This is a genomic window from Capnocytophaga sp. oral taxon 338 str. F0234 (assembly GCF_000192225.1).
Classification (GTDB): Bacteria; Bacteroidota; Bacteroidia; order Flavobacteriales; family Flavobacteriaceae; genus Capnocytophaga.
This window is the reverse complement of sequence record NZ_GL872413.1, coordinates 1,006,427-1,027,401: the sequence shown is the minus strand read 5'-3', so window position 1 is coordinate 1,027,401 and position 20,975 is coordinate 1,006,427. Positions and strand designations below refer to the sequence as shown.

At 33.8% G+C, this 20,975-nt stretch carries 17 protein-coding genes; 12 read left to right on the top strand and 5 right to left on the bottom strand.

Features of this window, described 5'->3' with window-relative positions; genetic code table 11:
* Positions 1-328 precede the first annotated feature (328 nt).
* Positions 329-568, top strand: a complete 240-nt coding sequence (locus HMPREF9071_RS12230; protein WP_009745441.1) for a hypothetical protein — start codon at positions 329-331, stop codon at positions 566-568.
* Here HMPREF9071_RS12230 and HMPREF9071_RS04735 read toward each other — a convergent pair.
* A complete protein-coding gene (locus HMPREF9071_RS04735; protein WP_009745440.1) occupies positions 513-2,915 on the bottom strand; it encodes a hypothetical protein in 2,403 nt (800 codons plus the stop codon). The two genes, HMPREF9071_RS12230 and HMPREF9071_RS04735, sit on opposite strands and share 56 nt — an antisense overlap.
* Positions 2,912-4,255, bottom strand: coding sequence for a PKD domain-containing protein (locus HMPREF9071_RS04730; RefSeq protein WP_009745439.1), 1,344 nt, complete (start codon positions 4,253-4,255; stop codon positions 2,912-2,914). Before HMPREF9071_RS04730 ends, HMPREF9071_RS04735 begins: the two co-directional genes overlap by 4 nt.
* A gap of 125 nt (positions 4,256-4,380) precedes the next feature.
* On the opposite strand from HMPREF9071_RS04730, the gene porV reads away from it, so the two are divergent.
* Both porV and HMPREF9071_RS04720 read left to right on the top strand, forming a co-directional pair.
* The gene (porV, locus tag HMPREF9071_RS04725; RefSeq protein WP_009745438.1) at positions 4,381-5,478 is read left to right on the top strand and encodes a type IX secretion system outer membrane channel protein PorV; all 1,098 of its coding nucleotides are present in this window, start codon (positions 4,381-4,383) and stop codon (positions 5,476-5,478) included.
* 146 nt (positions 5,479-5,624) lie between these two features.
* Positions 5,625-6,038 (top strand): lipocalin family protein, encoded by a 414-nt coding sequence (locus HMPREF9071_RS04720; RefSeq protein WP_040358027.1) that lies wholly within the window; start codon positions 5,625-5,627, stop codon positions 6,036-6,038.
* 54 nt (positions 6,039-6,092) lie between these two features.
* Here the strand turns inward: HMPREF9071_RS04720 and HMPREF9071_RS04715 are convergent, their stop codons facing one another.
* Positions 6,093-6,473, bottom strand: coding sequence for a lipocalin family protein (locus tag HMPREF9071_RS04715; RefSeq protein WP_009745436.1), 381 nt, complete (start codon positions 6,471-6,473; stop codon positions 6,093-6,095).
* 82 nt (positions 6,474-6,555) lie between these two features.
* On the opposite strand from HMPREF9071_RS04715, the gene HMPREF9071_RS04710 reads away from it, so the two are divergent.
* From HMPREF9071_RS04710 to HMPREF9071_RS04665, 9 genes are all read left to right on the top strand, one after another.
* Entirely contained in the window at positions 6,556-9,912 is a 3,357-nt protein-coding gene (locus tag HMPREF9071_RS04710) for a SprB repeat-containing protein (protein WP_009745435.1), read from the top strand.
* 12 nt (positions 9,913-9,924) lie between these two features.
* Positions 9,925-13,755, top strand: a complete 3,831-nt coding sequence (locus HMPREF9071_RS12365; protein ID WP_050784929.1) for an AHH domain-containing protein — start codon at positions 9,925-9,927, stop codon at positions 13,753-13,755.
* Positions 13,752-14,396 (top strand): hypothetical protein, encoded by a 645-nt coding sequence (locus HMPREF9071_RS04700; protein WP_009745433.1) that lies wholly within the window; start codon positions 13,752-13,754, stop codon positions 14,394-14,396. The genes HMPREF9071_RS12365 and HMPREF9071_RS04700 overlap by 4 nt, the downstream gene beginning before the upstream one ends.
* Positions 14,393-14,671: a hypothetical protein gene (locus HMPREF9071_RS04695; RefSeq protein ID WP_009745432.1), complete on the top strand. Its 279-nt coding sequence runs from the start codon at positions 14,393-14,395 to the stop codon at positions 14,669-14,671. The genes HMPREF9071_RS04700 and HMPREF9071_RS04695 overlap by 4 nt, the downstream gene beginning before the upstream one ends.
* Before the next feature lie 23 nt (positions 14,672-14,694).
* Positions 14,695-15,678 carry a hypothetical protein gene (locus HMPREF9071_RS04690; protein ID WP_216698039.1) on the top strand — a complete coding sequence of 328 codons (984 nt, stop codon included), beginning with the start codon at positions 14,695-14,697 and terminating at the stop codon, positions 15,676-15,678.
* A gap of 63 nt (positions 15,679-15,741) precedes the next feature.
* Positions 15,742-16,767 (top strand): hypothetical protein, encoded by a 1,026-nt coding sequence (locus HMPREF9071_RS12470; protein WP_009745430.1) that lies wholly within the window; start codon positions 15,742-15,744, stop codon positions 16,765-16,767.
* 2 nt (positions 16,768-16,769) lie between these two features.
* Positions 16,770-17,234 carry a hypothetical protein gene (locus HMPREF9071_RS04680; protein WP_009745429.1) on the top strand — a complete coding sequence of 155 codons (465 nt, stop codon included), beginning with the start codon at positions 16,770-16,772 and terminating at the stop codon, positions 17,232-17,234.
* Positions 17,235-17,453: 219 nt separating this feature from the next.
* Complete coding sequence (locus HMPREF9071_RS04670) at positions 17,454-17,903, top strand: hypothetical protein (RefSeq protein WP_009745427.1); 450 nt, start codon at positions 17,454-17,456, stop codon at positions 17,901-17,903.
* Between the two features lie 57 nt (positions 17,904-17,960).
* Entirely contained in the window at positions 17,961-18,464 is a 504-nt protein-coding gene (locus tag HMPREF9071_RS04665; protein ID WP_009745426.1) for a hypothetical protein, read from the top strand.
* 700 nt (positions 18,465-19,164) lie between these two features.
* On the opposite strand, the gene HMPREF9071_RS04660 is transcribed toward HMPREF9071_RS04665, so the two are convergent.
* Both HMPREF9071_RS04660 and HMPREF9071_RS04655 read right to left on the bottom strand, forming a co-directional pair.
* Positions 19,165-19,974 carry a hypothetical protein gene (locus HMPREF9071_RS04660; RefSeq protein ID WP_009745425.1) on the bottom strand — a complete coding sequence of 270 codons (810 nt, stop codon included), beginning with the start codon at positions 19,972-19,974 and terminating at the stop codon, positions 19,165-19,167.
* A 13-nt stretch (positions 19,975-19,987) separates the two neighbouring features.
* On the bottom strand, positions 19,988-20,920 hold the full coding sequence (locus tag HMPREF9071_RS04655; RefSeq protein WP_009745424.1) for a hypothetical protein: 933 nt from the start codon (positions 20,918-20,920) through the stop codon (positions 19,988-19,990).
* Between the last annotated feature and the right edge of the window lie 55 nt (positions 20,921-20,975).

The window sequence follows — 20,975 nt, the reverse complement described above, 5'->3', positions numbered from 1 at the left end:
GAGAAAGTTAGTATGGGAATACGAACTTATCACTCAAGAAGAACGAAATACCTCTCGCAATCAGTTAGTACCTTCTCAACCCTTATATATAAGTGGTAATAAATTGTATATCAAAGATGTAAAAGATAATTTGTACATTTTTGAAAGAGAGGAATAGAAATGAATACCTATGTACAGAAAACATCTAAAACTATTGTCTATTTAAAGAAAAAACACTATCTCTATTCCTAAAATCATTACACAAACAATATACTAAAAATAAGTTCTTTAACATATTGAACAAGTACAAGCTACGATCAAACAAGGCAAAAAGTACCAAATCGCAGGCGTGTTCAACTTGATACACCTCTCCCCTAAAACAGCTAAGGTAACCCTTATCCCTACTGCCGAGAACCTTACTATAGATGTAGAGAAAGTCAAAGCAATTTACAGCAAGGTAGGAGTAACCTTGGATATCACTTTGGCAGTACCTTTTGACATCGTTCATTATACAGTTTTTATAAAATCTTCTTCTATTCTGAGTCAAGATAGGCCTTGTGATAAAAATCTATCAATGATTCAGAGATAATGTTTATTTTTTGCTGAGAAGAAATTTTTTCAGCAAGGACTTTATAAATATTTTCTTTATGCTGTTTGGCAAATTCACTTAGAAGTCCTTCTTCGTTTATAAGTTTCTCCATGGTCATATCTTTTAATTCGTTAAGTATCCAAAGATGAGCCAAATAAGCATTTTTTGATTTTTCTAAAAGTTCTTTATTTTTATCAGTAGGGTTAGTATCGTAAGTTTCTTTATAGAAAAAGACATTTTCTTTCATTCTCGTATCACTTTCCATGGCTTGATGATACATATTCTTCAGGCAGCGGAATACAAAAGTTCGATAATCTTGTTGACGCTTTTTAGCTTTTTCTATAAGTAGTTTCTGTTCTTCTTGTAGTCGCTTTATTTCTTTCTTAGTTCCGCTGACCTGTAGCTGATGTTGTATATCTGTAATCTGAGTATTTAGTTCTCCCATAAAATGCAAATCTTGAATATTTGACAATTCAGGGCTGTTTTCTATTGGCTTTTCTGTTGTTGACGTAGTTTTTTCAATAGTTGTAGAAACTTCAGGCTTTATCTTTTCTTCCGAAGGATTGGAGACCTTCGTTTTTTCAATCTTTTGTTTTTCCTCCTTATGGGGTCTTTTCTCTTTAGGAGTTTTGCTCTTCTTCTTGAATTTAAATGAAGGGAATGGCAATTCTATTTTTTCAAAATTATAAGTATAACCTAAACTCACATTAGTACTTTGTCCAGCAATACTTTGCGTATTGCTCTCAGTATAGCGAAAAGATTGTATAGCGCTTAAGGAAAACTGATGGTTTTTCCAAGGGAGGAAGTTTACATTTAATTGTATATTAGCAGTATTGCCTTTGGAGGTAGGTGATTGTGAAATGCTATAGTTTCCTAAGAGGGTTGTGTTGAGTTTGTCCTCAAAAAACACTTTACCTATGGTAAATGAAGGTCCTATCATCTGCGTTTTCTCTCTTGAAACAATGCTATATGTGTAATTGAACGAAGGAGATAGGCTGAGTTTACTCTCGGGAAATTGCAATACATAAGCAGCTCCGGCATTATGAAAGCGCGAAATTCCTCCTCTGCGCACTATATTATTTTGTTTGTTCACCACATCATTGAAGGAATAGGAGAGGGTAAGGTTTTGATTTTCATTTATAGCATAGCTTATATTAGCAGTAGTATTCTGTGATACTTGTCGGTAGTTAATAGAATCTTGTGGTTGTTCATAGAGTTGAGGGTTGTTGATCCTATCAAAAGGATTAATTAGTTTGTTAGTGAACATTGTAAAATTACTATAACTTCCAGAAAGAGATAGTTTGGGAGTTATTTTAGCATTTAGGTTTGCAGATCCTACCCATTGATTGGATTGTTTAGGTTTCTGTTGGTTTAAATTGTCGTGTTGTCGTCCTATACTTGCAGCTACAGACACATTGTCATTAAATAAATTTAGAGAACCATTAAGAGTAATATTCTCCATATCATTTACAAAGTAGTATGCTCCCAAGGTTTTGTAATCAGGGTCTACCTTTTCATAGCGTACCCCTACACTTGCTTTAGTAAAAATAAAGTTAATACCAGCATTGTAAGCTGTAAAATCTTGCTTTTGGCTTTGAACATTCCCCAGAAGACTTATAGCATATTCTCCAAATACTTCCACAAAATGTAAAGGTTTATATTTGGCAAATCCAGAATATACTTGGTTTGATAGTGGATATATTTTCTTTTCATCAGGGATCAATACCGATAGAGAATTGGGCTTATCATTAGCAAAAAAGAGAATCCCTCCTATTTCTAAATCATCTTTTTTATAGGTTAGTTTTGTCCCATAGCCCCAACGTTCGTAAGTAGGAGTAGTTTGAGGACGACCATCATACTCTGTTGCTTTAGCAAGTTGTCCACCCATAAAGGAAGCTTTCAGAGGGTATTTTTCGGGAGTAAGTTCTAATCCTCCACCTGTAAATTGGAGTCCATTAAAAGTATAAGGAGAGAAACTCATACTTACATCGCCTATATGAGCTAATATCCATTTGTATTTAGGGTGTAGACTTAGGCGATTGAACTTAAAAGGAATTTGGTAATCTAAGGCATCTCCTTGATTAGTATATCGATAATTAATAGGCATTGTCCAATCATAAAAACCCAAAGTGATATTACCATTGAAGAAATATAAGAAAGGTTCTTTAGCAGGATTATCGGAAGCTTTGTTATACACACCACTTACAGAGGCATTCCCTGAGATAGAGAAGGGTTTCTTCTTAAGTTTTTCTTTCAGCTGGGTATCTATATTTTCCAAATCTACCTGTTGTGCCAAAAGAGGTAGAGAAAATAATGCAAAGAAAACAAGTAAGTAAATCCTTATCATTGGTTAATGATTTTTTGCATTTTGATATCAACCACTATATAAGATTCTGTACCATTGGTTACATAATCTTTTATTTTAATAGCTCCTTTTCTTCCATTAGTGGTTTCAAAAAGGACGATTCTATTTGTTTTTTCTTTGTTAAAAGGAGCCTTGTTTGAGTTAGTTTTTATAGATAAAGAAGAGAGAGTAGCTCCTGAAGAAAGTGCCTCAAAAGCTACTGATGTGAACACTGGTTGACTTATATTTTCTTGTTTGTTAATAAAATAACTTTTGGTAGCCTGAGGAATTGGATCAAAAACAGCAGTTTGAGCTTCATCAGGTGAAAGAAATACATTGTAAGCAAAAGAAGGACTTTGTCCAAAATATACAAAATCTATAAGCTTTCCATTCTCTGTTGTCACTTCATTGGGTTTTAGCACTTTTCCTAAAAAAGAAGAGAAGTAGCAACCTTTTTCTTTACTAGTATTGATACCTAACTTTATATCTGTAAAAGTAATAAGATTATTGCCTCCTGTTACAGTAAAATTCTTTTTTTCGGATAAGGTTTGTTTGTCATTATTAGCTGTTAGCTTTATTTCATAAACTCCCTCAGTAGGAAGTATAAAAGAAGGATTTTCATCTGTACTCTCTTGTTGAAAAATACCATTACTCACTTGCCAGTGATAAGAGAAGGCATTTATTGACTGGTTCTTCAAGAATAGGCGTACAGGAGCTTGTATGTTATGAGGGTATTCATTATGTATATCAAAAGCAGCAACTAAAGGAGAACGTACTATCACTGTTTTTTCCATTACTTGGCGTTGAGAGTGGTTGCTTGCTTCCAATCGTAACTTAAAAGTCCCCCCTTTTTTAAATGTTACCGTAGGATTTTTCTCAGAACTATAGGAAGGCGAACCTTCTTCAAATGACCATTGATAAGTAATTGCTCCTTCGCTTTGATTATTAAAAGAGAGTGTAAGAGGGGCTATATTACTTCCCTCTTGGGTAAAGCTGAACAAAGCTGATAACTCAGAATAAATTGTAAATGATTTTTCAAAAGTACGAGCCTCACCATCCAAATTAGTGGTATGTGCTCTAATAGTATAAGTTCCTGGTTCAGTATAACGAATATCTTCGGGATAAAAAGCAGTGGAAGAGGAGTAACTCCCATTGGGGAACTCCCATTGGAAGGCATCAGCTCCTGTGATTTTGTTTATAATACGTGCTTGTACAGGGACATTGTAATTATCATCTACCATTGTAATACTAAAATCCCCCTCAATAGGCATATTCTGCTCTTTTTCACAAGCAAAGCAAAACCATAATACAGAATAAATTGCTATCTTCAAAACTATACGCATTGTATTATATTTTAAGCGGTACAAAAGTAGTATTTTTCATTGAATAAGCCTAAAAAATATTTACTTTTTGGTAAGAAATTGTGTAATTCAAATTATTGATGTATTTTTGCAGAAATACTATAGTAATGAAAGGACTTCAATTATTTTGGCTCTTGTGTGTTTCTATATTTGTAAAGGAACCTATTTTTAGTCAAGAAGAAAAACCTATTTCCACTGCCTTCTCATTCTTACTACTCAATTCTGATGCTATTTCAGCAGGGAAAGGTGAAGTTGGGGTGGCCTCTGCTCCAGATGTTTTTTCTCAGAGAGTGAACGCCTCTAAATATATTTTTCTACCCACTTCTTCTGCTGTAGCTATTAATTATATGCCTTTTACCCATAGAGCCGTACGAGATGTGTTCTTAGGGGGGATTACTTTTTACAAAAAGAGAGAACGTGATGCTTTTGGTGTAAATCTTTCATATTTTAGTATTGGTGAGGTAAATTTAACCCAAGATATAGGACAACAATCCTATATGTTAGGCTCTTTCAAACCTACTGAATTTTCATTGGAAGGTTCTTATAGTTTACAATTAAGTCAATCCTTTGCAATGTCGGTTAGTCCTCGTTTTCTTAGCTCACAACTCTCCCTTCCTTCTCAGGGTCAAAGTACTGCTCGAGCATTAGGCTTTGATATAGCGGGGTATTTCTATTCACAAGAACATTTCTTCAATAACTTGTTATACCGATATACTTGGGGATTTCAACTTTCTAATCTGGGAACAAAAGTGAAATATGATGATTTAGGAAGGACTTTTTATCTTCCTACACAACTGAAATTAGGTGCAGGGGTTCTATTACAAACAGATAGCTATAATGAATGGGAACTCTCGATAGAGGCTCAGAAATACCTCGTACCTACTCCTAATGAACAAGGTATGCCTAATAAAGATGTTATAGATGCTTTAGTGAGCTCCTTCTATGACGCTCCTAATGGTTTCTATGAGGAATTTCATGAGATAAATTGGGCATTAGGCTTAGAATATAAGTTTAACCAATCATTTTTTCTACGTTCAGGCTTTTTTTATCAACACAGAAATAAAGGGGATCGAAAGTTTCTCTCTCTGGGGACTGGCTTTGCTTTTAGTAATTGGCAAATAGATGTAGCCTATCCTTTTTCATTCTCCACCTATAACAATCCTTTTCATACCTTTAAAATTGATTTAATTTATCATTTAAGATAATTCTATGTAAGCTATTTTAGATTTTTTTCTCTAATAAAACGTATTAAAAATTTTTTGAATAATTATGATTATAAAAAAATATGATATTTATTGTATATCTCACAAAAACATCATATCTTTGCCTCATGAATAATAAAAATTGTAAAATGAAAAAAATTTTAACTTTGGCTTTTGCAGCCTTAACTCTATTAGCCACTGCTTGTGGAAAAAGCAATGATGAAAATCCTAAGCCCCAAAATGATGCTAAAAAAGCATTAATTGGTACGTGGTACCTTGTATCTACTTCTGAAGTAGGTGATCAACTTACTGAATGTGACAAAAAGGAACATTTTGTTATTACAGAAAGCACTATAACTCATTTTACAACTTCAGAAACAAAAGAAAAAGGTTGTCTTACAGAAGAAGCTAAAAGTAGCTACACTATAAAAAATGATACTCTTATAGTGGGGAAGACTACTTTTTTATTTTCTGTCTTAGGGGATAAATTAACGCTTACCTTCTTTGTTAAGGATGGGAAAGGGAATGACCAAAAAATAGATTTTATATATCAGAAGCACTAATTTGAACATATAAAAAAGCTCAGAGGTTATAAAAACTTTTGAGCTTTTAAAAAGTTAGTTATATTGTTTAAAGTAATGTTTTACTATGGTATCCCTATTTTCAATAGCTGTGATAGTCATAGAATCTCGAAAAACCCTAAAGCCAAAACTAAATTTATTCCCTAAAATAGAAAAGTTTAGTTTTTTATTAGAAATTTCGTAAGGGATATTTTCAATAAACTCTTTTTCACAAGTACCCAATTTATAAGCATAGGAAGAAAATGTTTTCTCTATAAAAACAATCTTTTCTTCTTTCTCACATTCTGACAATATGTGTTGAGCACGATTTATCATTATAGAGTTGAGTTTCCAAGTACCAATAGGTGAATCATCATTGTCTTTTTTTAAACAAGCAATTAAAGACAAAAAGCAAAAAAATAAAGTTATTTTTCTCATATTAGGAAATAAAAATAATGTTATTAAGTTTATAAATGCAAAAGTAAATATATTTTTCTAATTTCTCAAAAAAACATATACAATGTATAAAAAAATACCTATTATATTTTTCTTTATCTTGATTGTTAATCCTACTTTTGGACAAGATTATCCTTTAGGAATAAGAAATATTGATAAACAAAACAATAACTATTATTTGACTACCAATTTAGATTGGAAAGTCAAATATGCTACTGGACATTGTGAAGCTTTTTTTCAAACTTTTATAAATGGAAATTCTATAATAAGTAAAGATTTAGGAGAATATAGAAATAACACTTATAGCTTAGGGGCTTTTCTTTCTAACAAACCATCAACAATTTATTTTAGAGCTATGGCAAAAGATGCTGGGTGGATTATAAAGTGGTTTGAAAAATTTCGTTCTTGTAATAGGAATACTTCTACAGCTGATAAAAATTCTCCTACTCAAAATATTGTTTTATGTTGGGAAAGAGAAGAAAAACTTCACGACACAAAAGACAAAATGAACACTCATTCAGGATATGAAGTTGAATATTGGCTTACAATAAAGTATAAAATAGTTCCCCTTCACACTTTAAAAACCTCTGATAACAATAGTGCTAGATTTCTTCCTATTGATGTCAAAGTACCTCTTATAGCTAAAGAGGGGTTTGATAATAATTTGTACCATTATGAATATGCCACAGAAAAGAATCCTTACAATTGGCGCCCTCTTTCTGCAAGATTTCAACAAAAGCAAAAAATAGAGGTCTCTGCAGAAGATGTCTTAGGAGATAGAGCAAAAGCAGAAGAGATGATAGGTAAGCCTATTTACTTTAGGGTAGTCTCTTATGACAAGGATAATGGTTCTGTATGTTCTTCTTCTGAGGTATTACCTCTTACCGTTACACAAGCAGCTCCTTCTGTTAGTATTAGGATAAATCCTCCTTTGTGTAATGATCAAAGAACTATTACTGCAACCATTACATTAGGACGAAAACTACGTGGTGATCTGAACCAATTTCGCAATAATAGGGCAAATTATATAGGGGAAGTTTTAAATGGCTTTAGTATAGTAAAAAACGAGGATGTCCGCCAAACACGCTCTATAATATCTGATGGTTTCATGCGAGATGAAGAGCTAACAGAGTATTTTCTACAACACGAAAGCATTGAAAATGTAGTGCTTTCTAGCCCCTCTGCAACAACTACTTATAGGGTAGAGATGATGGGGAAATTTTATTATATAAATAGTAATAGTCAATTATCTGATATTCAATTATATACAGATGACGCGCAACACAAAAGTGTTTTTACCATAACTGTTCCTAAGCCTCTTGAAGCTACCGCTACTCTCACGCATAATAAATGTTTTGGAGAAAATAAAGGAGCAATAAAAGTCAGAGTATCTGGAGGGACTCCTCCTTACAAATATGTAATGAATGGAGGAAATCCTACAATCGTTTCTGGTAATATTTTCACCATTCCTAATTTGGCTTCAGGTACTTATACTCTTTCCATTACGGATAAAAATAATTGTCAGATCATAAAAAATGGAGAAGTTGCTCCGTTAGTGGCAACTATTACACAACCTCAAAAACCTATTACTATTGTCAATGAAGGAGATTACATCTCACAGATAAAAGGGTATGGACGAAGAGATGGACGTATATCGCCCATTATAGAAGGAGGCACCCCACGAAATGTAGATGGTGGGTATACTATTTTGTTGCAAACTCCAACCCAAACAATTGTACCTGATAATTCCTATAGAGAACATTCTGGAAGGTTTCATGCTACTTTTGATAACTTAGACAAAGGTACTTATACTCTTATTATTCAAGATTATAATGGTTGTATTCTTAAGAAGGATATAACCATGATTGAACCTCCTCTACTCACCTCTACTATTACAGCCACTCCTATCAGTTGTAATCAGAATAATAATGATCCTAATAATCATTATGAACTTTATAACAATGGGGAGTTAAGAGCTACTGTAGAGGGTGGAGTCCCTCCTTATACAAAATATGAATGGAAAAAAATAGGTAGTTCTCAGCCTCTTCAAGGAAACAATACACCTATTATCAGGGGGCTTGGTAAAGGTACTTATCAATTAGTTGTTACCGATGTCAATGAGAATCAGGCAACAGCTACTTATACACTTACTGAACCACCTGTACTTAGGTTAAGTGTTTCCAAGTCAGAGATGACTTGTAGTGCCCCTAATGATGGAAAAGCAACTGCTATAGCCTCTGGAGGGACACCTCCTTATACATACCTTTGGAATACAGGTCATACAGGTGCCCATATCACAGGACTGACTGCTGGAAAGTATTTTGTAACCGTAAGTGATAGTCGTGGTTGTTCTATACAAGAAAAAGTAGTACTCTCTTATCCTGAAGAAGTGGTAGTAGATAATGCAACAATCACTCCCATAACTTGTCATGGGGGAAATGATGGTAAGATAGTCCTTACACTCTCAGGCGGGAAAGGAGCTGTAACTGTTTCGTGGTATGATGCTGAAGGAAATTCTATTTCAGAACATATCACTAATAATGGTAAAACTATCTATGGGTTAAAGGCTGGACGATACAAAGCTATATTCCATGATCAGAGCGATTGTCCCGCTGTCGAACAACTCTATGAAGTATCACAACCTGAGAAAACTGTTATTAATATTCCTTCTCAGATTACTATTTGTCAAGGAGATACTCGTTCTTTTGACCTAAGTACTGACTTCCCTTCAGCTACTTTCCGATGGACAGATGGTACAGGTAGCCTTCTTAGTACGGAACCTTCCTTTACTATATCTGCACAAGGTGAGTATAAAATAGAAATTACCAATGAGAAAGGTTGTAAAGATACGGCTACTTTTAGGGTACTACAAAGTGATAAGATTTTAAAAGTAGACTTTTTGGCAGCCACCAATACATATTACAACTATACAGTAAAATTGGTGAATTTATCTCACAATATTACCTCTCAATGGATATTGCCTGCGGAAGTAACCCTTATTAAAGAAGAAAAAGGGGATGCTGAAGTGCGTTTTCCTAAGGAAGGCACCTATACCATAGGACTAAAAGGGTTCTTAGATGGTTGTGAAAAAATCTTATACAAGACACTTTGGGTCGAAAAAGACAGGTTAGGCATTGGTCGTGAAAATGCTCCTAAAGAGGTACTTATTGATGATTTTAGAATTGTAGATAATCCGAATAATGGAACTTTCCGTATAGAGGTACAACTTAAGAAGCCTTCTGCTATAAAGATATATGGAATGGATATTTTAGGTAGAGAGGTTATCTCTCCTATTGAACAGCCCGAAGGTACTATCTTCAACATTCCTGTTACAAATGGTAGAATTTCTGCAGGACAATACCTGATTATCTTAGAAGCAGGAAGGGATATAATGGTGCAGAAGATGATTGTTAATCATTAATCATTAAAAATAATGTCCCTCCGTCGTTACATACTCTTTTTCTTAACCTTGCTGAGCTTCACCCTACAAGCCCAGCAGTACCCTGTGGATGTGCAAGTATTCGCCACACCTCCCTATCCACAGAGCTTAAGAGGGTATGCCGACACCTTTGAAGAGAAGCTACAAGTACACTTTCTGCTCAAAGACCTCTCTACCGGCGGACGCCCTTTTGTGCTCCGGTTCTCCCTTGAGAACTTCCAAGGACAAGTCATTGCCCAAACCCCCGATTATATTACTCCCTATTTGGTAAACCTATCCCCTGGCGTACGCCGTACCCTTACCAATATAGATTTTAAAAGCCTATTGCGCTACGAGAATCTCTACGGTATTAATGAGGCGACTTATAACGGACTACTTCCTGAGGGTACTTACTTCCTCTGTTTATCCCTCTATGATTCAGCTACGGGTCGCCCTGTCTCCAACAAAGGAAGGGCAATGATACAAGTGCGTCGCTACTCACCCCCTGTGCTTACGATGCCTCAAAAAGGAGAAGTGCTTACCAAAAAGAACGCTTTTCAGCATATCGTCTTCCAATGGATGCCTCGCGATGTAGCTCCCTTTATGCAGTACGAGTTCACCCTCAAAGAAGTATGGGACTTGGCATTGGTGCCCGAAGAGGCGTTTATGACGGGCCGATTGGTGTACCAAACTAAAACCTTTTCACCAGCCTTGGCATACACTAATATGCTGCCAATCCTATTGGAAAACAAGCGCTACGTATGGCAGGTACGAGCTTTTACCAATAACCCTAACGAACAGTCGTACTTTAAAAACAACGGCAACTCCGAAACTTTTTACTTTGATTTAGTCTCTCATTGTGAAGCGCCGAAGTTTCTCACAGCGATAACCGAGAGTACCTCGGCACAACTGCGCTGGAGTGCTCAGGCGATGATGCCTAACCAAGAGTACCCTTACAAGGTGATGTACCGCGAGAAAGGTAAGACATGGAAATCGCAAAAGGTGAGTATGCCTTATACCAAGCTCACCAGACTCAAGCGAGGACGCACCTACATTTACAAAGTGGGCGTAGCTTGTGGACTAAATACCGCTCATAGTAGTTCGGTATTTGGAGAGGAGAGCTATATGTATAGCACAGAACAGGAGTTTACCACCACCGAGCAGATAGATCAGAAGAGCCAAGTACAGTGTGGAGTAAAACCAGAAGTACGCATCAAGAATACTTCCCCACTACAGGACAACCTGTATCCTAACACCACCTTTACAGCAGGCGATTTCCCCGTAACGGTGCTCAATGCTACAGGTAACAATGGCGTATACTCAGGGGAAGGCTATGTGAAAGTACCTTATTTGCAGGACACTAAGATAAAGGTAGTGTTCAACGGCATCAAGCTCAACACCGAACGGCAACTCATAGAGGGGAAGTTAGTAACGACTTATGATGGGACGGAGGGGAATGTGGTAGAATTCTCTAAGGAAATAGAGAATCTCACCAAGGCACTAAACCCTTATTTGGATAAGGTTATTACAGCCATCAAGGACAGAGCCGATGCTAAAACAATCTCTAACATGCTCAAAGAGGAGATAAAGAAGATAGAAGCAGACATGACTACGGGAGAACTTTCTCTTACCGAAGAAGAAAAAGCTTCTATAGAGAACTTTAAAAAACTTGCTGAAAATAAGAAATTAATAAGACAGGCCATAAAGGCAATCCGAGAACAATTAAAAGAAGGTCTCCCTGAGGAGGAAGCTAAGAAATACTTAGTCTCTAATTTTGCCGCTCCTAACTCCTCTAATAGAGATGTGGCTACTCGTAACAAGAGTGAAAGTGAAGGGGAAAAGGAATTCAAAGAAACTCCAGATTTTGAAAGACTCCAAGAAGCATTACAGAAACTAGAAGGTAGCGCCTTTCTCAAATGCAAAGCTTGCGAAGAAGAAAAAGAGACTTCCCTCACCATTTCTCAAAGCAAGAGCCATCATCACATAGGGCTTGAAGGGAATATCTATGAATTTAGTTTGCCTATAGGTAATACAAAAGGAAATGATACAGATAGCAAAGGCACACTATATAAAAAGTACAAATGCTATTTGACTACTATAGAGGCTCTTGTAGGCTCTTCAGAACGCTTATCTGTTATAAAGGGCGGAAAGACCAAAGATAAAGAAGTAGCGACCTTCCTAAAGGAGTTCAAGGAAGCGCTTAGTCAATCCCCTAAAGAATTTCTCTTTGTAAGATCCGAATTGTTACAGACCCTTTGCAATGTACCTTTGTTCTTTCCTACAGACTTCTGTACGACTACCACTATCAGTGAAGCACTTCGAGAACATACGATAAGGGAGTTAGAGGATTGCACCCAGAATAGAAAAACCACTCAGAACCTTTCTGCAAAGCAGGTACAAATAAAAAATACCCTCGAAAATATCCGTCTGCAACTCAGAGATGGACAGGGCTTTGATTGGCAGGAGGAAGGAAAGGTATACACACTCTCTCAAGAAGGTTTCCTTATAGAGGAACAAACACCCCTATCAGCAGAGGCCATCCGCAAAGGAGATTGGCGAGGAGTAGAAACTCAATATGCCCGTTTTTATCGAACTGATAAAGGCTATATTCAGCTCATAGCCTTTGGATTCCGCAAGGATTTGCCTGTACTCAAAGGTAAAAAAGCCGATCTGGTCGCCCTCTCCGAGCATATCCAACAGCAAACAAATACCTTCTTTAAACCTCTTAAAGAAGTTACTGATAAGCCACAGCTTTCTCCTGACCCAGATACCTTTGCTGATGGTCGAAGGTTTGTCATTAGTGAGCAGGCAAGCTACTTACGACTTTTCTCAGAGGGTACAGGAATTGTAACTACTCTGCTAAAGACGGGAGAAGTAGAAGAAAATGTATATTTAGAGCAGCCTACAAAAGAAACATATATCCAAGCCCCAGGAGTAATTACAGGAAGCACAGAAGTGATTGCTCAGAAGGTAACCGATATTACTTCCTTAGCCACAACGGTATATGGTATAGTGGTAGATACACAAGTTCGTCGTGAGCTTAAAGAACAATTCATAGCCCTTAAAGAACAAATAGGAGAAGACCCTCAAGTTCTTTACCCCCTATTCAAAGAAATTGTTCTTACCACTCTCAGTGGCAATACTTCAGAGGAATGGGCATCCGTCACCAATACAGATACCGATACAGGTAAGCGCTCCCACCTTGCCACACGAGGTACCGGCAATGTGATTGTCAATGCCATAGTAGGGACTCAATTGGTAAAAGAGCTCCCCCAAATGGGAAAAAAACTTGCTCAAAAAGCGAAGGAGATTAAAGTTAGAGAACTGATAAATTCATTAAGAAGATTTGATGTTGCAGGAGAGTTTGCCAAGGGGAAAAAATTAGTAGAGCAAACAATAGAATGGGGTGAGAAGAAGATTAAATTGGTTTGGAAGAGGATAGGAGACAAGATAGATTTTGGAGATAGAAATATCCTTGCTAAGATATTGGGAACTACAGATAATATAGAAACACATCATGTTATTCCTTGGAATATATGTGAAAATAATGAAATTGTGAAATTGGCAGCCTTAGATGGTTTTCATCCAAATATGTTACAGAATGGTATAGGACTGGAAAAGTATACTAAACTTATTGGAGAAGGGTTACATGGAAATCATCCTGCTTATGATAAATATGTAAGATCTAAGTTAGAAAATTTTGTGTTAGAAAATCCAAATATAACACCAGAACAAGCAAATAAATTCTTACAAGAAGAATTAATTCCTGATTTAAAAAGAAAAATCATAGATGCGAAAAACTCAGGAATGAACCTAAACGAATATTTTAAAAAAATTAATAAATGAAATACTTTACTATAGATGAGTCTATTGATTTAGATATTATTGGAGAATATCCGCAAGTATCTCCAACAGAAAATTGTGTATTGGGCTCTCCTTTCTCCGATAAAAGACTTTCTTTTGGAGAGATTCCTAATAAAATACCTTATTTAGAATTAGAGTTTAATAAAAGGGCTAAAAAAACAGATCTATTGAGTTCTTATAATTCACACTGGGGAATTTTGATTAATGAGAAAATAAAAAGGATTATTGTAAACTTTAATATCCCCACTTCTAAATTTTACTCCTTTATCTTATTGGAAAATAGAATAATTATAAAAAATTATTATCTATTCCGTTTTTACGATGATATTTTCCAATATATAGATATGGAGAAATCAAAATTCATACTAAAGTGGAGAGATGTCTCTCAAGAATTCTATTTTACATCAAAGGATTTCTTTAAATCAAAAAAGAAAAAAACTTTTGAAGATTTTGAAACAGAACTCATAATTAAGGAAGTTTACTTATTAAATTCTTTTCCAAAATATGATATATTTCATTTTGAGGGAAGAAATATTATATCCGAAAAACTATTAAACGCCTTTATAGAAAATGATATAACAGGCTATGAAGTATCAGAATATGATATTCTGAAGACGGAATGAAAGATTTAGGAGATATTCAGTGGATATTTGCAAAAAAAGGTAATATAAGTGATCTCCAGACCTTAAAGGCAAAAGTCATAGAAGCTCTTAAAACAGCAGATGGAAAGCCTATTGAGGAGTTAGAAAAGTTGTTTGAAGAAAATAAAGCATTCAAAGAAAAAATAGGCAAATGGATAGACATAAATCATAAACGCAAAAATATTAAAAGTAGTTCCTTTTTAGAATGGTTGGATAAATTAGAAAATTTTAAAAAGTTCTTTGAAATAGTGGATTAGTTATGTATAAAAAAATATCTTCTTTGCAAAAAACAAATGGTCTATATTTATTAGACAATAAGTTATATACTTTCTTAAACAATAAAGAATTATTAGGAGAGTTTTCCCTCCAAGGAGAGATGTTATGGAGTGTAGAGTCATTTCCTATTTATTATAGATACCATATTGACTCTAATAGAATAATATTCTATGAAGATCGTGAGGAAGAGAACTTAGTTATTCTTGATAGAAAAACTAAAGAGGTAATCTATAAAAATAAGATAAAACTAAACATTACAGATGATAAATGTTATATAGATAATATTCTTTATTCTTTTATAGATGATAGATTAATAGTGTATGACTTAGAAAAATTCTCTATAATAGAAAATAGAGAAGATACTGTGGAAGGAATTATTTTTATTCCAATAAATAAATTTATTGTGAGTCGTTATAGTACATCTATATACATCTATATAAAAAATGATCTTTCTCTATTATGGCAACAAGATATTCAAGACTTTTTTCCAGGGGAAGAAGATTTATCTATACTTGAGATCTATTCTTATAAAGATACTTTTATCATCATAGCAAGAGTAGGGATTGTTTGTCTTTCTCAAAAGGATGGTTCTTTGATTTGGAAGTGTGATCATTATGCACGGACTATGGAAATTGTAGGACATTATGGCTATGTATGTACCAGCTTGTCCTTTTATCGTGTTGATTTAGATACGGGAGAGTTCTATAATTATAATAGAAAATATTCTCGTCTACCTGATTTTGAGTATAATGGAGAGAATCATTGGCCATCTGGTCATAGGGTAGTATATCACAAAGGACTATTATGGTATGATGTTCATACTTCTAAACATCCTTTTATCATTGCTATAGACCCTGAAACAGCTAATTATCGGTGGATACATGAGATAACAGATAGTAATGGATATATAGAAAATATAAAATTTTATGACGATAAGATGTTTGTTACAGATACAGATGATAACCTTTTTATCTATGAAGAGGAATAGAGAGCCAATAGGAGTAGCAGGGAGGATAAAGAGTTTGTACTGACCCACAAGTTACAAGAGCGCATGAACTTCATGGCTGCTTTCCAACTCTTAGGAGCTTATGATAGATATTACTATAGTATTAAAGACTTAGAAAAACGGTCATTCTTAGCAGATAATAACTGGTTAGGTGAGATTTCTCGAAGAGAAAAAGCGGGACAGGCTTCTGCTATAGATATACAAGGAGGACACAGCCAATATGTAGCCTATTATGGTACCACCTCAGCTTTCTTTTTAGGTTTCCAATACTTTAAGATGTATGGGGATTTGTTGGACTTAGCAATAACTAATAAAGCAATCAATGAATCACAACGCATTCTAAGCAAGAATTTTAAGAAAGTATGGGGAAAAGGGATTGGAAATGTAGGAAAAACCCTCACAGAAGCTTCTTCTATAGGTAAATATACTAAGGAAGCGATAGCTAAAGAAAAAGGATTTACGGATATACTTCCTAATTTACTGAAGAAAGAAGGACTCACAATGGATGATTTTCATTATATGATGCAAAAACACGCCAATGCCTTGACTCCTAATGAAATTAAGAAACTTACCAGAATAAGAAAAGCTATTCCTAAACCTGATAAAAATACTTTAATGCAGAAAGTTGTAACTAAAGAAACAATGAATAGATATATAGAAGGCAAGTATGCAGGTGAAGTTGGAGGTTCTGTGGCTATAGCTTCTGATACAAAGCATCTTAAAACTTTTGAAGACTATTATTATGGTTTGCGCTTGGACTATAAACTATCTAATGGTAAATATGAGTTTTATTTAGAAGAGGGTAGCTGTGGGGTCATACGTTTTAAATCAACAGAAGTACCAGATAAAATTATTATTCCAAAAGGAGGAACATTTGACGAGTGGAATTATCCTTTTACCTCTACAGGATTTACTTCTGGGAATAATGGTAGATTAGGTGTTCCTGAATGGAATCTTCCTGAAAGAATTAAATTTACAGATGGAGATGAAATTTGGGAAGTTTTTAATGATGGGACTCAAAGATTAAGAGGAGTTTATAATGAAGATTTGGGAAAATTTATATCTAAATAAATATGCTAAAAATTAAAAATGATTTCTATGCAAAGTACTTGGACACTGATGGTCGATTTTGGGAAGTTAAAAAAGGAATATACCGTATTCAAGTAGAGAAAAGAAAAAACTTATTAGGTTTTAAAAACTATGATGAAGTAGAACTCAAAGATAAAATGTTTATAGATGTATCTAAAAATAAAATAAGTTCAGCCTATAGAGTGAGAACATACTGTAATTATAAAGATGGGAAATATGATTTATCTAATATTGCAGATAACACAGTTATTCTATTTCCAGATTTAGAAACAAAACGTAAAATAGGTTTTCATATTTATAACGACAATAGTGTTGATGTTCCCTATGATAAGTTTGTAACTGAAGTTACCGATGTATGGGAAGAAAGAACTCCCATAAAAGGGTTTAAATTTGAGGAAGAACCTATTGTTTATCTTAAGAAAAATGGTGTCTGGTTAGTTGAACATTAGAAAGAGGAGATGCACTACGAGTCTACCTTATCTGTGGAATTATCCTTTTACTTCTGGGAATAATGGTAGATTAGGTGTTCCTGAATATGTTTTAGATAAGCGTGTTTCCCCAAAAATAGGAGCAGAAATTTGGAGGATTAAACCTGATGGAACTGAGGAACTAATAGGAGTGTTTAAAGAAGAAAACAATATTGAAAGATTTTACAAAATAAAATAATTATGGCAACTATAGGAAGAAAAGGAGATTTTGGTTATTTGAATGATAATTTACTAGAACTTCAGAAAGAGAAAGATTGGTTATTTATAACAGAAGATACTTCTTTGATAAATAAATATCATTTTAAGAAATATGACTATTATTATGGATTAGTTATCAAAAATACAAAAATAACAAGTGCTTATAGTATTTACTATTATGCTCTTTATAAAGGATTAAAGTTTTTTGTAGAGAATGTAATAAAAAATGATATTTTTATATTATGTCCTTTAGAGGAAGCTATGATTTTCTTTAATGATTTTCCAAAGCAAGGTTATGACCCTATATACGAAATAAAAGAAAGTGAAGTTACAGATGTATGGGAAGAAAGAACTCCCATAAAAGGGTTTAAATTTGAGGAAGAACCTATTGTTTATCTTAAGAAAAATGGTGTCTGGTTAGTTGAACATTAGAGCAGAAAAAGCGAATAATACAATAGAGAGAACCTTATCTAAAAATCTTAGAATAATATGATTACTAATGTATTATACAAAAAAAGAGAAAATAATAAAGATTATTTTTTCAACTATGAAAATCCTAATGAAAAAGATCAAGCATTACGATTTGGCAATAGAATGGCAATTGATGCTATTGAATGGAATTATAAGAATAAGAAATATGAGATATGTTTTCTAAAAAAAGAATTTGGAGATGTTCTTATAGAAAAAGATAAGATTTTTATTCAATATCAAACGGCAGAAGCATCTTTCCCTGCTCCAAATAACATTGTAATATACACTCCTACAGCAGAAATAGAGAAGGTACTAACAACGCCTATATTACCTAATGGTAAAAAAGGAGGAGGTTTTTTACAAATAAATAAGATAATTTCAAATAAGAATAATTTTATTAGAGAATTTGAGAATCATTTAGAGGTGTGGGTTTGGGAAGATGAACGAAGTCCGTGGATTTATCATTATCTTTTTAATATTAATACATATGAATTCATTTTTAGATTAAGAAGTAGATACTAAAACATTTTATATAAAATGCAAATTTAACTCATTTCAAAAATCACTATAATATAAATGGCTATATGTCAATAAATTATATCAATTTCAGTATAAAATATAAATTCAAATCGCTAAAAGAAAAAACCTTTATAAAAAATTAAATATCAATTACTTACAATAGTTTTAAAAAAATCAACGCACCACTAGTAATCTTATATTATCAATTCTTGGTATAAGCCACTTATTGAACAAGAACTTCCTGGTCTGATGTATCTCCCAGTAGTAATGTCTATAGATGTGCTAATGTTATATTCCCATATTTTCAAGGTACAAGGTTTTCATAATGTTTTTGATAAATACTTCAGAAATGTAGTTCACTATTCTGACAATGATGTTACGTAGACTTTTAATCCACTTGCTGATTTTAATGTGTTTATGTAAGAAAAATATAAATTATCCCCGCAAAAGAAGAAACTGTTATTTGAGAAATCTAGAAAAATTTTAGGTATATAAAGAATACAAAGATAATAACACCCAAGAATATTTCTAATTAAAATCACCTATATTTAGTAATCAAATTTGTACCATAAAATTATAAATTATTGATTTTCAGAATCAGTTATTTTTGAAGAAGTTAAGTAAAAAAGTACTAACAAGCATACTTTAGAATAAATAAGAGGCTGTCTGAAAAAGATCATCTCTTATTTATTTTATCATTTTTCTATTCATAATACTTAATCTCACGATGTTCTTTGAGATAGACGTTTTCAAGATTATTTCTTTTCTCCTGCATTTTAGAGATTTTCTTATTTATATAGTTATGATAAGAATCATATTCATATTGGTAATTGTTCTCTGAAGTATAATTTTCTCCAACGAATCTGTCCTTAGTGATATTATTATATTCATTATATTCCATTTTTTGAGAATATTCTTTACCCTTAGCGCTGTAAGTATCACTCTCATAAAGGTTCCCTGCTGAGTCATAGCAATTCTTGAGAATAGATTCTAATACATTTTTACTATCAAATCTCTTAACTTCAACTAATTGGTTATTATCATTATAAGTAAATTCAAAATGATGTAATTCTTTTTCATTTACATAAAGAGTAGAAAGAATGATGTGGTTGTCATTATCATATTTGTTTTGTGTATATTGCTGAAGCTTATCATCTTCATAATATTCCTCCTGAATACTATTCCCTCTTTTATCATATATGTAAACCAATCTTCCTTCTTTAGGGTGATCTCCATAATAATATATATCTGAGGAAGAAACTCTTCCTTGCTTATCAAAATAATAGATAAACTCACTGATCAGTTTATCTTTTTCATAGACATTATTTCTTTCAATATTTCCTTGACGATTAAAGAAATACTCCTTCACTAATTCCAAAATTCCATCATTATATTCGTATATTTTGAGATATTTTACCTTTCCATTGAGTTTCATTTCTTGCAAATGGTTTTTCTTTTGAGACCATCCTAATAAAGAGCAAAATAATAGTAATAATAAAAGATGTCTTTTCATATTATATTAGTTATTAGTCTTTATACTTGATAATTCTTTCAGTTATTAAGAAAATATCACTATCAATAGTACTTATTTTTTTTATCCAGTTATCATGTGCATCATATATATAAGAGTAATAAAAGAACTCCTTACGCTTGACTTTGGGATGTTCTAAAAAATCGCCTTCTTCTTTGAGTTCAATAGTAAGGTCGCCTTTTTCGTTGTACTCATAGGTATATTTGATAAAAAGCGTATTGTCCCACCAGTATTCCTTTCTTATTATTTTTCCTTGGGCATCATATCTGTAAATATCATTGTATAGCACATCACCAGAGGAGGTCGCCTCCCAACGGACTTTGGTTAGTTGCCGCTGTGGGTTATAGGTATAAGTCAGGCAGGTACCATAGGAAGAAACCTTATCCTTATCATGCTGTACATGTGTGATATTCACCTCGGTGAGCATCCCCGTGTTATCATAAGTATAAGTACGATGTTCGTCTAACAAATCTCCATGATAGATAAGCGAGGAGATGATATTCGCCTTGGGGTCAGGAACATCTTTGGGATAGATATAAACAGCCGACCAATAGTTGTCTCGCTCCTTATAAGAGGGTTCGGCTGTGTCATAAAGCTTGTCATAACCTATGGGACGGGAAAGGCTGTCGTATAGGAATACTTTTTTCATCAGGCAATGCTTGGGTGTATCATATTCCTGATAGATCCACTTGCGACCCTGATCGTCAAAGGTCAGGCTACGCTTCACAACCTCCAAGGTCTTATATTCCTTTTCATAGGTACGATTACGGTAATGCTCCAAGGAGGTATAGTAGTTTTCTTCTACAGAGAGCACTTTCCCTTTAAGGTTCTTAAAATCCTCATAGGAATCTGTTTGTTGTGCTACTACAGAGCAACAAAACAGCCATAACGACCAATGACAAATTATTAATGATAAATTCCAAGACATATCTAAATCTAAATAATGATGAATAACGAAAACTCCATAACAAGTTCCATATCAT

Bases quoted from the DNA above. Each gene is read 5' to 3' on its own strand.
- porV (WP_009745438.1), top strand. From the start codon at position 4,381: ATGAAAGGACTTCAATTATTTTGGCTCTTGTGTGTTTCTATATTTGTA.
- HMPREF9071_RS12470 (WP_009745430.1), top strand. From the start codon at position 15,742: ATGAACTTCATGGCTGCTTTCCAACTCTTAGGAGCTTATGATAGATAT.
- HMPREF9071_RS04665 (WP_009745426.1), top strand. From the start codon at position 17,961: ATGATTACTAATGTATTATACAAAAAAAGAGAAAATAATAAAGATTAT.
- HMPREF9071_RS04710 (WP_009745435.1), top strand. From the start codon at position 6,556: ATGTATAAAAAAATACCTATTATATTTTTCTTTATCTTGATTGTTAAT.
- HMPREF9071_RS04695 (WP_009745432.1), top strand. From the start codon at position 14,393: ATGAAAGATTTAGGAGATATTCAGTGGATATTTGCAAAAAAAGGTAAT.
- HMPREF9071_RS12365 (WP_050784929.1), top strand. From the start codon at position 9,925: ATGTCCCTCCGTCGTTACATACTCTTTTTCTTAACCTTGCTGAGCTTC.
- HMPREF9071_RS04735 (WP_009745440.1), bottom strand. From the start codon at position 2,915: ATGATAAGGATTTACTTACTTGTTTTCTTTGCATTATTTTCTCTACCT.
- HMPREF9071_RS04715 (WP_009745436.1), bottom strand. From the start codon at position 6,473: ATGAGAAAAATAACTTTATTTTTTTGCTTTTTGTCTTTAATTGCTTGT.
- HMPREF9071_RS04700 (WP_009745433.1), top strand. From the start codon at position 13,752: ATGAAATACTTTACTATAGATGAGTCTATTGATTTAGATATTATTGGA.
- HMPREF9071_RS04660 (WP_009745425.1), bottom strand. From the start codon at position 19,974: ATGAAAAGACATCTTTTATTATTACTATTATTTTGCTCTTTATTAGGA.
- HMPREF9071_RS04730 (WP_009745439.1), bottom strand. From the start codon at position 4,255: ATGCGTATAGTTTTGAAGATAGCAATTTATTCTGTATTATGGTTTTGC.
- HMPREF9071_RS04680 (WP_009745429.1), top strand. From the start codon at position 16,770: ATGCTAAAAATTAAAAATGATTTCTATGCAAAGTACTTGGACACTGAT.
- HMPREF9071_RS04720 (WP_040358027.1), top strand. From the start codon at position 5,625: ATGAAAAAAATTTTAACTTTGGCTTTTGCAGCCTTAACTCTATTAGCC.
- HMPREF9071_RS04670 (WP_009745427.1), top strand. From the start codon at position 17,454: ATGGCAACTATAGGAAGAAAAGGAGATTTTGGTTATTTGAATGATAAT.
- HMPREF9071_RS04655 (WP_009745424.1), bottom strand. From the start codon at position 20,920: ATGTCTTGGAATTTATCATTAATAATTTGTCATTGGTCGTTATGGCTG.